General features: G+C 61.4%; 10 protein-coding genes and 1 pseudogene. 9 read left to right on the top strand and 2 right to left on the bottom strand.

The features are described 5' to 3' along the window. Positions 1-28: 28 nt before the first annotated feature. A complete protein-coding gene (locus tag ACYYKW_RS13015; RefSeq protein ID WP_464990302.1) occupies positions 29-685 on the bottom strand; it encodes a hypothetical protein in 657 nt (218 codons plus the stop codon). 197 nt (positions 686-882) lie between these two features. Between ACYYKW_RS13015 and cbiE the strand changes: the two genes are divergently transcribed. From cbiE to ACYYKW_RS12970, 9 genes and pseudogenes are all read left to right on the top strand, one after another. Then, a complete protein-coding gene (cbiE, locus tag ACYYKW_RS13010) occupies positions 883-2,094 on the top strand; it encodes a precorrin-6y C5,15-methyltransferase (decarboxylating) subunit CbiE (RefSeq protein ID WP_336355805.1) in 1,212 nt (403 codons plus the stop codon). Continuing rightward, positions 2,087-3,184 carry a cobalt-precorrin-5B (C(1))-methyltransferase gene (locus ACYYKW_RS13005; protein WP_093105208.1) on the top strand — a complete coding sequence of 366 codons (1,098 nt, stop codon included), beginning with the start codon at positions 2,087-2,089 and terminating at the stop codon, positions 3,182-3,184. The genes cbiE and ACYYKW_RS13005 overlap by 8 nt, the downstream gene beginning before the upstream one ends. Next, complete coding sequence (locus tag ACYYKW_RS13000) at positions 3,181-3,909, top strand: cobalt-precorrin-6A reductase (RefSeq protein ID WP_464990301.1); 729 nt, start codon at positions 3,181-3,183, stop codon at positions 3,907-3,909. Before ACYYKW_RS13005 ends, ACYYKW_RS13000 begins: the two co-directional genes overlap by 4 nt. A 351-nt stretch (positions 3,910-4,260) precedes the next feature. Beyond that, a pseudogene (locus tag ACYYKW_RS12995) lies at positions 4,261-4,541 on the top strand (addiction module antidote protein). 99 nt (positions 4,542-4,640) lie between these two features. After that, complete coding sequence (locus tag ACYYKW_RS12990; protein ID WP_093105214.1) at positions 4,641-5,039, top strand: DUF2946 domain-containing protein; 399 nt, start codon at positions 4,641-4,643, stop codon at positions 5,037-5,039. 47 nt (positions 5,040-5,086) lie between these two features. After that, a complete protein-coding gene (locus tag ACYYKW_RS12985) occupies positions 5,087-5,566 on the top strand; it encodes a copper chaperone PCu(A)C (protein ID WP_464990300.1) in 480 nt (159 codons plus the stop codon). A 21-nt stretch (positions 5,567-5,587) separates the two neighbouring features. Then, on the top strand, positions 5,588-6,034 hold the full coding sequence (locus tag ACYYKW_RS12980) for a DUF2946 domain-containing protein (protein WP_464990299.1): 447 nt from the start codon (positions 5,588-5,590) through the stop codon (positions 6,032-6,034). An 84-nt stretch (positions 6,035-6,118) separates the two neighbouring features. Beyond that, positions 6,119-8,239 carry a TonB-dependent copper receptor gene (locus tag ACYYKW_RS12975; protein ID WP_464990298.1) on the top strand — a complete coding sequence of 707 codons (2,121 nt, stop codon included), beginning with the start codon at positions 6,119-6,121 and terminating at the stop codon, positions 8,237-8,239. Positions 8,240-8,366: 127 nt separating this feature from the next. Then, positions 8,367-9,740 carry a PepSY-associated TM helix domain-containing protein gene (locus ACYYKW_RS12970; RefSeq protein ID WP_464990297.1) on the top strand — a complete coding sequence of 458 codons (1,374 nt, stop codon included), beginning with the start codon at positions 8,367-8,369 and terminating at the stop codon, positions 9,738-9,740. A 42-nt stretch (positions 9,741-9,782) separates the two neighbouring features. On the opposite strand, the gene ACYYKW_RS12965 is transcribed toward ACYYKW_RS12970, so the two are convergent. Then, positions 9,783-14,591 (bottom strand): DUF4329 domain-containing protein, encoded by a 4,809-nt coding sequence (locus ACYYKW_RS12965; RefSeq protein ID WP_464990296.1) that lies wholly within the window; start codon positions 14,589-14,591, stop codon positions 9,783-9,785. Between the last annotated feature and the right edge of the window lie 68 nt (positions 14,592-14,659).

The raw sequence follows: 14,659 nt of genomic DNA, 5'->3' as shown, positions 1-14,659 counted from the left end.
ATGGCGCAGATATCACGCAACTAACGTATCAACCTGCCAATTCAATCTCCCTCACTCGCAGTTCGGCTACTGCGGCATTCAGACGTTCTCGGTACTTGTCGATCTGCGCTCGGTTGATGACGAAACGTCTGGACTGGATGTCCAGTTGCGAGCCGTTGTGCTGCAGATTCCAGAACAGATAGGTCGAGGCCCACTCTGAACTCACAAAACGTACGTTGCTGATCACTATCTCCAGTTCCGTGTAACGGTTGTACTGCGCCGGAGAAAACCGGAAATCACCAAACTTGCGTGTACTGCTGGTAAACACGTCGATAGCCACCGGGTCGAATTCCAGCAACTGAAATGATGCCTTCATGGCTCTTACTTTTTCTCGACTCAATAGCTTGGAAAGTGAATTCGCCCAGATCTCGACAACATCGCCGGAGAAGCGTTTGTCAGAAAAAATAACCGGCTCATGCTCCAGCCCCCAACCCACCGACCAGAGATGGCCCGAATAAAATTCAAACCACTTGGCGGACTCCAGCTTTCTATTGAAGCGCAGGCCTGCATTATGCTCTGCCCAGCGCATGCTGTTTTTTATGAAGCGCTTGTCTTCCCTGCTCACTTCAGAAAAAAAAGATAAAAGATTGCCATCCTGTACCACACTATTACTTTCATCGGACAAAACCTTATTAATCTCACTCACGGAAAACCTCCTTGACCAGGTTGTTATATCTGCCTGACTTTGTTCGTAGGCGCTTCAGCAAACTAACAACAAGAAAACGAAGTTTCTAAAAACAACCGATACATTTGATTTCTATCGACTGGCAAAGAGAATGCAGTCAGTGCACAGCCATCGCGTTATCATGTCGGCCGGTAATACTGTGCATAAATGAGGATCGAATGAGCCCTTGGCTGACGGTTGTGGGAATCGGTGAAGACGGCTTCAAGGGCCTGGGCAAACATGCCCGGCGTGCCCTGATGGGCGCCTCGCGGATCGTCGGCGGCCAGCGCCAGCTGGATCTGCTACCGGTTTGCATTGGAGGCGAGCGGCAATTATGGCCGAGCCCGTTTTCCCTCGCGCCCGTGCTGGAACGTCGTGGTGAAGCAGTCTGCGTGCTGGCCAGCGGTGACCCGATGTTCTACGGCGTCGGCGCCAGTCTGGCGCGGCAGGTGGCGAGCGACGAGATGCTGATCCTGCCCGCACCGTCGTCCTGTTCGCTGGCGGCCGCGCGCCTCGGCTGGCCGTTGCAGGACGTGGTGACGTTGTCGCTGGTGGCCCGACCGTTGGCGGCACTGAATGCGCATCTGTCCAGTGGCGTGCGTCTGTTGTTGCTGAGCAACGACGGCCAGAGCCCGGCGGCGGTCGCGCAGTTGTTGCGCGAGCGGGGTTTCGGCGCCAGCCGCATGAGCGTGTTCGAGCATCTGGGCGGCGACGCCGAGCGGCGCGTCGACGCGATGGCCAGCGCCTGGATCGATGCGCCGATAGCCGATCTCAATGTCATCGCGCTCGAGTGCCTGGCGGATGCCGGTACGCGGGGCTTGTCGCGTCTGGCCGGGCTGCCTGATTCTGCATTCGAACATGACGGTCAACTGACCAAACGCGACGTACGCGCAATCACCCTCGCCCGCCTCGCGCCAACGCCCGGTGAACTGCTCTGGGACGTCGGCGCCGGCAGCGGCTCGATCGGCATTGAATGGATGCGCGCGCACCCGAGTTGCCGCGCACTGGCCATCGAAGCCGATGCTGGTCGCCAGCAACTGATCGAACGCAATCGCGATGCGCTGGGGATCCCGGGCCTGCAACTGATTCGCGGCAAGGCACCGCAGGCCCTGGACGGACTGGAGCGCCCGGACGCGGTTTTCATCGGTGGCGGCGTGACGCGTGAAGGTGTGTTCGAAACCTGCTGGCAACAGCTCAAACCCGGTGGTCGTCTGGTCGCCAACGCGGTGACGCTGCAAAGCGAACTGACGCTGATGAACTGGCGCGAGCGCTACGGCGGCGAGCTGACGCGCATTCATGTCGCCCAGGCCCAGCCGCTGGGCGACTTCGATACCTGGCGTCAGGCCTTGCCGATCACCCTGCTCGACCTGGTCAAACCCCTCGATGCGTGACGAAACCGCCGAACAACCCGCGCCCCTGCGCAGCGGCCTGACCACCGGCAGCTGCGCCACCGCCACCAGCCTCGCCGCCGCGCGCCTGCTGGTCAGCGGCACCTCGGCCGATGCGGTGCAGATTGTCCTGCCCAAAGGCAAAGAGGTGCAGATGCGTCTGGAGTTCTGCCGACTGAATGCGCACGGCGCCGAAGCCGGCACGATCAAGGACGCCGGCGACGATCCCGACGTGACCCACGGCGCACTGCTTTATTCGCAGGTGCGGCTGCTGGCCGAGCCGGGCGTGCGCTTCATCGCCGGTGCTGGCGTCGGCACCGTGACCCGCCCGGGTCTGGTGCTGGCGGTGGGCGAGCCGGCGATCAACCCGGTGCCGCGCAAAATGATCAGCGATCACCTGAGCCTGCTCGCTGCAGAAACCGGCTACGGCGGCGGGTTCGAAGTCACGGTGAATGTCGAAGGCGGCGCAGAACTGGCGCTGAAAACCATGAACCCGCGCCTGGGCATTCTCGGCGGACTGTCGATCCTCGGCACCAGCGGCATCGTCCGGCCGTTTTCCTGCGCGGCCTACATCGCTTCGATTCATCAGGGCATCGACGTGGCAAAAACCAACGGATACCTGCACATCGCTGCCTGCACGGGCAACGCCAGCGAAGACACCATGCGCCGGGTCTACGACCTGCCGGAAATCGCCCTGATCGAAATGGGCGACTTCGTCGGTGCGGTGCTCAAGCACTTGCGCAAAGTGCCCGTGGACAAACTCAGCCTGTGTGGCGGTTTCGGCAAGATCAGCAAACTGGCGGCCGGGCACATGGACCTGCATTCGCGGCACTCGAGCATCGATTTGCCGCAACTGGCCGACTGGGCGGCGGCAATCGGCGCAGACGACGCGTTGCAGCAAGGCATCTGCACGGCCAACACCAGTCAGCAGGCGCTGGCCATGGCGGCTGCAGCTGGGGTCGCACTCGGTGATGAGGTGTGCCGGCATGCGCTGAACTTTGCGCGCAGCGTGGTTCCCGCGCAGGTGCAGGTGGAGGTGTTTGCGATCGATCGTCAGGGCGGCATTGTCGGGCATGCCGGAGGTTTTGCATGAAGCGGATTTTGCTGCTGGGCGGCGTGACTGAAGCGCTGGCGATTGCCCGGACCCTCGGGCCAGAACACATCTACAGCCTCGCCGGGGTCGGCCGAGTGCCGAGCGATCTGACCTGTCAGGTGCGCGTTGGCGGCTATGGCGGTGCCGAAGGTCTGGCGCGATTCATCACTGATGAAGGCGTGGATTTGCTGCTCGACGCCACGCATCCCTATGCCGCGCAAATCAGCCGGAACGCCGCGATTGCGGCGCAACTGACCGGCATCCCCTGCTGGGCCTTGCGTCGCCCGGCCTGGCGGCCACAGCCCGGTGATGACTGGCGCGATGTCAGGGACTGGGCCGAGTTGATCGTTGCGCTCAAACCGTTCCGCCGGCCACTGTTCACCCTTGGCCGAGAACCACTGCAGCACCTCGATGAAATCCCCGCCGACCAGTTCTGGACCCTGCGCGCCCTCGACGTTTACCCCGGCAACGAACGCTGCGAAGTGATTGGCGCCCGTGGGCCGTTTCTGCTGGACAACGAGCGAGCGCTGTTCGAGCGCCAGCAGATCGATGTGCTGATCAGCAAGAACAGCGGCAGCAGCGCCACCGAGCCGAAGCTGGAAGTCGCGCGCGAGCGTGGGGTGCCGGTGTTGGTGTTGCAGCGGCCGGGGTTGCCGGCGGTTGATCGGGAGTTTGGCTCGGTCGAAGCAATCCTCACCGCCCTCGCAACCTGCTGCCGTATTTAAATAAGTCGCACCGTCGCTCCGGTCTACACAGATTATGTGAGCGACACAGACCATTGTAGGAGTGAGCCTGCTCGCGATGACGTCAGCACAACCAGCACCTAATTGCCTGACACACCGCTATCGCGAGCAGGCTCACTCCTGCAATGTCCCAGGCTCGACTGAATATCTGACCTGGGTGATAAACGGGAGCAACGATCCGATTTGCCAGCGAAGACGTCTGGTCTTGTGGCATATGACCTGAATCCTACAACCGCGCCGGACACTGCCCACAACAACTTAACGAATCATTGACTACTGGCAGTCAGCGTCCACCTCTACGCTCATCTTTGATTCCAAGAGCGTACCCATTCAATGTCAGAAGAATTCGCCCGTTTTGATGCCGCTGAGTACCTCAAAACTCCCGAGGACTTGGCGGCGTATCTGGATGCCTGTTTTGACGACGATGAAGGCGACGGCGTCCTTATCCGTGCAGCGCTCAATGACATCGCCCGGGCTCAAGGCATGACACAAGTGGCACGGGATGGCCGCGAAGTCTTTATAAAGCGCTGAGCAGCACTGACAATCCCGAATTCGCAACTATCATGAAAGTCATGAAGGCTCTTGGCTTGAGACTGCATGCCGTAAGACTTTAAAAGCACTGCGACACCAAGCCGCACGACGCTTTTTTACTTATCGGCGCTGATCAGGCTAAATAGTCCGCGCCTGATCGCCCACTCCAACGGATCTGTCCCATGAACCGACGCCGGCTAGCAATTGCCTGGATCGCCTGCTTTGCAGTGCTGTTCAACATGCTCGCCATGCCGATGAGCGGGGCGATGGCGCAGGCGGCCAGTTCACCGGCCGAACAATTGCTCTGGAGCAGTTTCTGCACCGGCAGCGGGATGAAGATGGTGGCGATTGACATCGGCGCCGGCGATCAAAAGGCCCCGCAAAACGACAGCCATTCGAACATGCAGCATTGCTGGTGTTGCTCCGGCTCGGCGCCCTTGGTCGCGCTGCCGGGGCACTCGCCGCAGTTGTATTTCGCCCACTTTGAGAGCAATCGCAGCGTCCCGCCCGCCTCACTGCAAACACCAACGCCGCGCCAGCAATGGCCAAGTCTCAATCCCCGGGCCTCCCCTCTGGTCTGATTTGTTCGCGCAATAACCCGCGTTTCAAATCGTTCTGGAGAACTGCCATGTTGAACAAATTCATCGCCGTCGCTGCGCTGCTGTTGCCGGCGTGCTTTGCCCATGCCCACGAGTACAAGGCGGGTGCGCTGGAAATCGCGCATCCGTGGTCGCAGGAACTGCCGCCAAATGCACCAACGGTTGCCGCCTATTTCATCATTCACAACGCCGGCAAGACCGACGATCGCCTGCTCGGCGTCGACTCGCCGATTGCTCCGGACGCGCAACTGCACGAACACGTCATGCAGGGCGATCTGATGAAGATGCAGCAGGTGCCGAGCGTGGCGATTCCGGCGGGTGGCAACGTGACCTTCGCACCGATGGCCTACCACGTCATGCTGCTCAACCCGAGCGATCGCAGCCTGCTCAGCGATGGCAAACGCTTCCCGATGACGCTGCATTTCGAGAAGGCCGGTGACGTCACCGTCGAAGTCGCTGTGCAGAAAAAACCACCGGAAACCACGCAAACGCACGCGCACGCTCAGTAAGCCATCCGGCACACCTCGCCCATGCGCTCGACAAGCAGCAGGCCCACCCGGCAACGCCGTCAGACTGAACACCTGACCCGCGGCAGCTGGATCGCCCTGTTCGCCATGTTGATGATCTTCATCGGCCCACTGGTCTCTCAGTCGATGCCGATGGATCAGCACGCCTCGACCTTGATGCCGATGAGCATGGGCATGTCGATGGACATGCCCGGCATGGATCACAGCCGCCATGACGCGCAACCGGCTGCCGAACACTGCCCGCCACAATCCTCACACCATGTGCTGTGGGAAAAATGCGGCTACTGCAGCCTGCTGTTCAATTGCCCGGCGCTGACCGGCAGCGGCGACTTCGTCGCGTTCAACGTCCCGCCGCTGAACACCTTCACCCCGCCCTCGCCACGCCTGAGCCACGCCCGGCCCCCCTTCTTTCCCGGCGCCCGCACCCGCGCCCCGCCCATCGCCGCGTAAACACGCACCTTTGATTGCACACGGTTGAGAAGACAGCTTCAGGCTGCCGGCCGTGTCGTTTACGACTGTTCGATGGAAATTGTCATGTCCAGGTTTGTTGCTGTTTCCCGCTCGGGTGCTGCCCCGGCGTCTTTCGCTTTGCACGAATCATCGATTCGTTTCAGGCATGCCATCGCCGTGCTTTGCGGCGTCCTGCTGGCCCCGCTGGTACTGGCCGATGAACACGCCCGCCACAACGAAGAACTGAGCCCGACGGTGATTACCGCGATCGCACCCAGTTCGCCGCTGACCATCGTCACCAACCCCAGGGACCCGCGCCAACCGGTGCCGGCCAGCGACGGTGGCGATTACCTGAAAACCATTCCCGGTTTTGCTCTGGTGCGCAATGGCGGCACTAACGGTGATCCGGTGCTGCGCGGCATGTTCGGCTCGCGCCTGAACATCCTCACCAATGGCAGCATGATGCTCGGCGCCTGCCCCGGCCGGATGGACGCGCCAACCTCGTACATATCTCCGGAAACCTACGATCAGCTCACGGTGATCAAGGGTCCGCAAACCGTACTTTGGGGCCCGGGCGCCTCGGCCGGCACGGTGTTGTTCGAGCGTGAACCGGAAAGCTTCGGCGAGCTCGGCACGCGGCTGAACGCAAGCATTCTGGCCGGCTCCCACGGGCGCTTCGACAAGGTCATCGACGCCGCTGCCGGCGGCCCGTTGGGTTACGTGCGGGTGATCGGCAATACCGCGCATTCCGACGACTATCGCGACGGCAACAACGACATCGTCGCCTCGCGCTATGACAAGTGGAACGGCGATATCGCACTCGGCTGGACCCCGGACGCCGACACCTTGATCGAGCTCACCGCCGGCAAGGGCGATGGCGAAGCGCGTTATGCCGGACGAGGGATGGACGGTGCGCAATTTCTGCGTGAAAGCCTCGGCCTGCGCTTCGAGAAATCAAACATTACTGACGTGTTGGAGAAGTTCGAAGCGCAGGTCTATTACAACTACGCCGACCATGTGATGGACAACTACACCCTGCGCACCCCGTCCGGCACCGGCATGATGGCCGGGCCGATGGCGTCGAACGTCGACCGCCGCACCCTCGGCGCGCGGATCAAGGCGACCTGGCGCTGGGCCGATATCCAGCTGATCACCGGCCTCGACGCGCAGACCAACGAACACCGTCAGCGCAGTGCAATGGGCATCGACACCTACAAGGCGCTGCCGTACAGCAAGGACGCCGATTTCCATAATTATGGCGTGTTCAGCGAAATGACCTGGTACGCCGCCGAGCGTGATCGGCTGGTTAGCGGCGCCCGGCTCGACCGCGCCTCGGCCAAGGATTACCGGCAAACCACCGGCTCGGGAATGCTGTCGCGGCCCAACCCGAGCGCTGACGATACGCGCGCCGACACCCTGCCCAGCGGTTTCATACGTTATGAACATGACCTCGCCGACAGCCCTACCACGCTTTACGCAGGGTTGGGCCACGCGCAGCGTTTCCCGGATTACTGGGAGCTGTTTTCCGCAAGCCGCGGCCCGGTGGGCTCGGTCAATGCATTCGATGCTATCAAACCGGAAAAGACCACCCAGTTCGACTTCGGCCTGAACTACAAAAGCGCCGACCTCGAAGCCTGGGCGTCCGGTTACGTCGGCGTGGTGCGCGATTACATCCTCTTCGATTACACCCCGGCGAAGATGGGCATGAGCACCTCGCGCGCCGAGAACATAGACGCGCGAATCATGGGCGGCGAAGTCGGCGCGGCCTACAAGCTCACCGACCACTGGAAAGCCGATGCGACCCTCGCCTACGCCTGGGGCAAGAACAGCAGTGACGGCACGGCGCTGCCGCAAATGCCGCCGCTGGATGCGCGTTTCGGCCTGACCTACAGCGAGGACGACTGGAGCGCCGGAGCCCTCTGGCGAGTGGTCGCCGCGCAACACCGTATCGATGAAAACAAGGGCAACGTGGTCGGCAAGGATTACGACAAGAGTTCGGGCTTCGGCGTGTTCTCGGTCAACGGTGCCTATCGGATCAACAAGCACTGGAAGGTCAGCAGCGGCGTCGACAACCTTTTCGGCAAGGCGTACGCCGAACACTTGAACCTGGCGGGCAACGCCGGATTTGGCTACCCGGCCAACGATCCGCGAGCCATTAATGAACCGGGGCGCACGCTCTGGACCAAAGTCGATATGAGTTTCTGACAGCAGCGCCAGCAGGCTGGCTCCCACAGGTTCAACACTAATCCTGTGGGAGCCAGCCTGCTGGCGATCGGTTGCACAGCAACCGCCAAAGACAACCAGAAGATCCAAGCCAAGCGGAGCAAACCTGATGAACCAGCCCCAACCGAATTTCTACAACCTGGCCTGGCGTTGGCATTTTTACGCCGGTCTGTTCGTCGCCCCGTTCATGGTGATGCTGGCCCTGACCGGCATCATCTACCTGTTCAAACCGCAACTCGACTCGCTGATGTACAGCAGCCTGCTGAACGTTCCCGCCGGTCATCACACGGTGCCGGCCGACGACCTGCTGCAACGGGTGAAAAACGCCTATCCGCAAGGCCAGGTCACCCAGTACCTGCCGCCGCTGAACGCCGAGCGCAGCGCACAGTTCGTGGTCAACAACGCCGGCCACGAACTCAACGTGTTCGTCGATCCGTACCACGGCGACATTCTCGGCGAGCAGGATGCCAAGCAGAACCTGCAAGCCATCGCCCGCGCCATTCACGGCGAATTGATGATCGGCACCGTCGGAGACCGGCTGATCGAAATGGCCGCCGGCTGGGGCGTGGTGCTGGTGGTGTCGGGGCTGTTCCTGTGGTGGCCGCGCGGTCAGGCAGCGGGCATTTTGTGGCCGCGGCTGAACGCCCGCGGTCGCGTGCTGTGGCGTGATCTGCACGCCGTCATCGGGTTCTGGGGCGCAACGTTGTTGCTGGTGATGCTGCTCAGCGGTATGACCTGGACCGGTTTCTGGGGCAAACAATATGCGGCGGTATGGAACGTGTTCCCGGCCGCGATGTGGAACAACGTGCCGACCTCCGACGTTGAAGCGCGCAGCCTCAACAGCGCCACGCGCCAGACCGTGCCATGGGCGATGGAAAACACGCCGATGCCGATGTCCGGCGACCATGCCGAACACATGGCGCATGCGGGTGCCCATGCCGGGCCTGCCGCACCGGCCGTCAGCCTGCAAGCCGTACAGAACATCGCCACTGAACGCAAAGTCGAACCGGGCTACAGCATCACCCTGCCGACTACCGCCACCGGCGTATTCACCATCGCCGTTTTCGCCGATGACCCACGCAACGACGCCACTCTGCATGTCGATCAGTACACCGGCAAGGTCCTCGCCGATGTACGTTTCGAGCATTACGGCACGGTGGCCCGCGCCACGGAAATCGGCGTGATGCTCCACGAAGGCAAGATGTTCGGCACCTTCAATCAGATCGTCGTGCTGCTGATCTGCCTGATGATTCTGCTCAGCGCCGTCAGCGGCGTGGTGATCTGGTGGAAACGTCGGCCCGAAGGCAGGTTCGGTGTCCCGCCGCTGCGCCATGATCTGCCGAAATGGAAAACCGGCGTGGCGATCATGCTGGCGCTGGCGGTGATATTCCCGCTGGTGGGGGCATCGCTGGTGGTGGTGTGGTTGCTCGACAGGCTGTTACTGGCACGGTTTGGCCAGCGCACGGCAGATATTGCGCCTTGAGCCCGAATGGCGCGGGCAGTCTCGTCTGCCCGCGCCGCCGGTTCACAGCTCGTCTCTGGCGCGCAGGGTTGTCTCAAGCAAGGGCTGCTGCCGGCGGTTTTTCCAGCGGCTGCCCAAGCGCCCGGTCTGACGCCAATAGCGTCCGCTGAGCAGTACCCGCAGTTCGCCCAACAGCCTGAGCTGCGAAATGAACTCCGCCGGACTCAACCGGCTTATCCAGCGCCCGTCCCTGAATACCAGCGAATGCGCCGACAGCAACAGCGCGCTTTCGGTGGCTGAATAATCAGGTACGTATTTGAGTAGTGCCTGATCGGGTGTCGAGTAGTAATAAGCCTGAACATCGATCCCCCGATTTTTCAATTCATGGGTGTGGGCATGCATGCGATCGGAACTGGGGAAATCAGCTCCGATCTGCTCGAAGTCGGCCGTCAGCCTGGTGCTCGCTGACAGGTTGAACTGGTGGCTGGCGACACAGGTATAGCCCTCGAACAGGCTCAGTGGCGGGTTGCGCGACTGCGCGTCTTTGGTGGTACGGAACAGCTGTGCAACAAGGCTGGCGGCATTGTTGAAAACGGCAACCGGCTCGAGCGGCACAAAGCGCTGGCTCTTCGAACGCGCCAGAATTGCCCCCTCATAGCCGCTTCGGGTCAGCGTTTCGCTGTCGACACGCTGGTGAGCGTAGCGCGCGGCATCGTCCAGGTGATGGAAGATCGGGCCCAGGGCCGGCACCGGATGATTTTGCCAGCGTTGCTCAGGTGGCGTGTCGGCAAGGCGCGGCTGCCAGTCTTCATCCACCGGCCCATGACGCGACCAGCACTCACTGGTTTCAATGACCTCAAGCCGACCGGCCCTGGCCATTCGCTGCACGTATTCGGGGAACCCGAAGCGGCCTCGGGCCATAGCACGCTCATCGACCGCTGCCTGCACGCGCGATACGAAGGCGTTGGGGCGTAATTCGATCTGGCCGAACCGGTCAAAAAACTCACCGGGCTCAAAGGCATGCAATTGCAGCTTCAACAACGCACCGTCGGCACAGGAAAAATAGAGCGGCTTGTATCCTTGGGGCGTGGTGGCGCGCCTGCACGCCTGCTGGACGTCGTCGGGAGTAAAAAAAGAATGGCGCACGTCATTGGCGCGCACGCCGACGGAAGGCAACGGTGCGCGCAGATACAACGCGTCCCATGCATAGCCGCGCAGCCATTGGCCCTGCACGAAAAGCCGATCCAGCGCCAACCCGGAACGTTGCGCGGTCAGTGGCAACGTGGCGAGATATACGCCCTCGCGAGCATTCAGGATGACCCCGAATGTCAGCGTGTCGCGACTGACCATTGCCTCGTGCACATACCGGGCGGCGGCATCGGCCTGTATGAAGACCGGGCTGCAGGGTGGTTCACTCGTGGCCTTGACGTAATCGGCCGAGGGTTGCAGGTCTTGGGCATAAGGTACCCACTGCTGGACCGCGCGGGGCGAGCCCCAGACTTCGCTGCCGACCACAACGTGCAAGTAGCCGGTTCTGGCCAGAGAGTCGATCCAGGCAATCGGTTTCAACTCACCGCTGTGTATGCGTTGTTTGATCAGATCGGCGTCGAGAGTGACGGGCACCTTCTGGTTGTCCGACAAAGCTGCCAGCACATCAGCACGAAAGCGCTGCCAGGCACCTGCCTGGTAACGAATCAATGCCCCATCCGGTGCGAACAGGTATTCGTCCCAATTTTTCAGACGGCGGCTGAACGCCGAATAAACGGTGTCGACCGACAACATGTTCAGGTAGATCTCTTTCTGGACCGCGGAAAACGCCACCGACAGCTCTCGTACGACACGCGATCGGTAACGCGCCGAGATTTTGCAGTCGGAAGGAAACACGCCGACGCCACGGCCCTCCTCCGGGAGGATCTCGGTACTGTCAAAATCTTCCCGCGACACTTCGACCGGTAGCGTGGCCACGTACAGCCCATCGGCTCGACGCAGAATCAGCCCGCCCCAGGTCTTGTCGGCAGCGCTTGGCAACCGAGACCGGACATACACCGCTGCGTCATCTGCGCTTTGAAATGCCGGGCTGAGCCACCGGCGCTCGAGGTTGGCACAAGGCTGCCAGGTCGGTTTCACCAGGCCTTGGCGATCCCAGCACAGGCTCGTGCGCAACACCGACAGTTCGCCGCTACTGGCCACAACCTGGACAAAATCCGTCGGCAGCCTGACACCGGAAACGAGATCGCGTTTGAGCTTGTCGAGCGTCGTTTGCGAGGTGTCATCGTGAAACAGTTTGCTGGTCTTGCCGTGGCAGTACTTCAACAGCGCGCCTTCACGACTGGCAATGTACAGCGCTGCGGGCAAGTCCGAGGCGACCACTGGACGCCGCGGCGAGTAATACATCGCAACGATCAGGTCATCGGGGGTGATGAAATAATGCGCCAGCCAGTCCATGGGCCGGTCGGACGGATCTTTCACTCGCTGATGGCAATAGAAGCTGCCAAACAGTTCGAAGCCTTCGGGATAGCGATACCAAGGCTCGGCGGTCAGTGAGTCGAACACGCTATTGAGGTCGAACAGATTGTCGCGCCGTTCGCTGACCGGCAGCAGTTCAGTGGCGATGAACTGCTCGTGCGCCCTGTGCTTGAGAATAAAGCCGAACCACGCGCGCTTGTCGTCCTGCAAGCGTGTGTCGCGGGCGTACTGACTGTGTGCAGCTTCGTCTGCCGAGGCACAGACCGCACCATAAACGACGAACGCCGGACGCCGCCAGGGTAGTGGCAACAGCAAGGGCGGCCGGGGCAGTGTCGATTCGCGATTATGCGGTGACTCAAACTCGGAACCGGACGGTGCAGGCAACGTCGGTACGTGCGTGACCGGTGTCGGCGTGGGGAGTTCGCTGGACGTTGGCACAGGCGAGACCGGCAGGTTCCAGTGCGCTGCAATGCGCCCTCGATAGCCCCATGTCGGGTCGTCGATCAGGTTGAACAATTCGCCGGCCCTCGCTTGCTCACGGACGAATGCCTGCGGTCGTTGAGTGCCGGTGTCCAGTTCCCGTGCCAATGTCCCCGGCTGCCGAGAGGTGCCGAGGCGACTGGCCAGATTCCTCGCCGCCGCACTCGGTGAAGATTTGAAGCTGACCAGGCTGTTGCGCGCGCCGGAGCAATACAGCGTGATCCCGTCCTGGAGTGCCTGGCGTACTTCTGCGGCGTTTAACATTTGCAGACTCAGCAGCGCCTCCTGGGGCGTCCAGCGGTAATAGTCGACCTGCACCGGATCGAGTCGCGACAACGCCACATGGGAGACGTAACGGGCGTGCAGTTGATGATCGTCAGGGAAAATCGTCCGGCCGTGGTTGTCGACCGGATAGAGCCGAGCCTGAATGAGCGAATCGATGTCACCTTCCCGCGGTTCGGTCACGACAAAACGCTGGTCATTGCGCTGGAAAACATACCCGGCGAATTGGCGGTCACGGCGAATGCCGATTTGTTCATGCGCGTAACGGGCCGCGTCATCGGCGCTGAGAAAAGCCTGGCTCAGCACCGGCCAGTCAAAATGCGCGAACGGCTGCCAATCCAGGCCCACCGGCCCCAGTTGCGCCCATAAAGCGCTGCCGCGCACAACGCTCAGGCTGCCGGCCAGCACCAGCATCGAGACGAATACACGTGGGCGAAGAGTGCCCGCCATCAACCTGGCTTGCACGCCGTTGTCGCCAATGCTGCCGTCGGCATGCTCGACGCTCAGCGCCGCTTCAATCGCACTTGCGCTGAAAACGTACTGCAACATCGCCTGATCGCGGGTCCGAAGGTACAGCGACAACTGCCGCTTGTCAGACCATCGTTGGTTGCGACCATTGGCTGCGATAGCCAGGGCGATATCCTGAGGCGTGAAAAAATTTTCGTAGAGCCAGGCTTGCGCCGACGGCACCCGCTCGGACTCAGGGTGCGAGACGCAGTAAAAGCCTTCCAGTACGTAACCTTTCGGCAATTGCAGCTGACCATCGGCGTCCAGCGGGAAAATCCTTTGCGCATCCCAGGCAGCCAATCCGGCCGGGCGTGCATGGGTCGCGACATAGGCTTTGCCGTTGAGCTTTTTCAACAGCAAACCGGCAGCCTGTGCGCCTCTGGATTTCAATGCCGCGAGCACGGCGCGCTCGGCGTTGACACAGACCCGCGTAAGCAGTGGCAACTCGCTCGGCACACCGGTGGAAAACGCCTTGCCCGGCTTCCAGTCCCTGGGCACCCGTCCCACCGAGTGGCCCCAATCAGCATTCGAAACAATGACTTTGAGTTCGCCCACTGTCGCCAGTGTACGGATCAAAGCGACGACATCGGAAGTTGCCGACGGCGCACCGAATTGCAACTGGAGGGAGAAATTGCGCTCCTCTGGCGATCCGCTCGACACGTACTTGAGCAGGGTGCCGTCAGGGCCCGACAGATAAGCGCTGCGGAAAAAATCCCGCGCTACTGCATCACCGATGAAATCGCCCTCGGAGTAAAAACCGATGAACAGCCTGACCAGCATTTCATCGGATAACGAATGGCCCACGCGGACCTGGTCATGGATGGGCGGGTGGCTGTGGACGCTGGCGATGCAGCGGTAGCCCAACGGATGGAGCATTGCGCCAAGTGCATCGGTCTGGACAATGGTGCCAAAGTCGAAGCCTGTCGCTTCACCTGCCGCAGGTGAGGTGGCCACAAACTTTCCGTCCGGGCGCAGCAGCACCACGCTCCCGTACTCCTTGTCGGGATTAAGCGGAACTCGCGTATGAACCCAATAGGCGGCGTCTTCTTCGCTCAGAAATGCCGGGCTCAAGGGCGGTAGCTTGAACGCTGCCGGAGAAATTGCGGTGCGACCGGACCGGCCAGACACATCACTCATAAAAAACCTGCGCAGAAATCGGGATGAGCGAGTGAGTGTGTGTCGGCGGGGCGGGTCAACCGCGGTAT

This window comes from Pseudomonas sp. 15C, from assembly GCF_055484735.1.
Note: the sequence above shows the minus strand (reverse complement) of the source record. Positions and strands in the feature narration are given on the sequence as shown.

Coding starts and splice junctions, on each gene's coding strand:
- cbiE (WP_336355805.1), top strand. CDS start 883: ATGAGCCCTTGGCTGACGGTTGTGGGAATCGGTGAAGACGGCTTCAAG.
- ACYYKW_RS13005 (WP_093105208.1), top strand. CDS start 2,087: ATGCGTGACGAAACCGCCGAACAACCCGCGCCCCTGCGCAGCGGCCTG.
- ACYYKW_RS12965 (WP_464990296.1), bottom strand. CDS start 14,591: ATGAGTGATGTGTCTGGCCGGTCCGGTCGCACCGCAATTTCTCCGGCA.
- ACYYKW_RS12975 (WP_464990298.1), top strand. CDS start 6,119: ATGTCCAGGTTTGTTGCTGTTTCCCGCTCGGGTGCTGCCCCGGCGTCT.
- ACYYKW_RS12985 (WP_464990300.1), top strand. CDS start 5,087: ATGTTGAACAAATTCATCGCCGTCGCTGCGCTGCTGTTGCCGGCGTGC.
- ACYYKW_RS12990 (WP_093105214.1), top strand. CDS start 4,641: ATGAACCGACGCCGGCTAGCAATTGCCTGGATCGCCTGCTTTGCAGTG.
- ACYYKW_RS13000 (WP_464990301.1), top strand. CDS start 3,181: ATGAAGCGGATTTTGCTGCTGGGCGGCGTGACTGAAGCGCTGGCGATT.
- ACYYKW_RS12980 (WP_464990299.1), top strand. CDS start 5,588: ATGCGCTCGACAAGCAGCAGGCCCACCCGGCAACGCCGTCAGACTGAA.
- ACYYKW_RS12970 (WP_464990297.1), top strand. CDS start 8,367: ATGAACCAGCCCCAACCGAATTTCTACAACCTGGCCTGGCGTTGGCAT.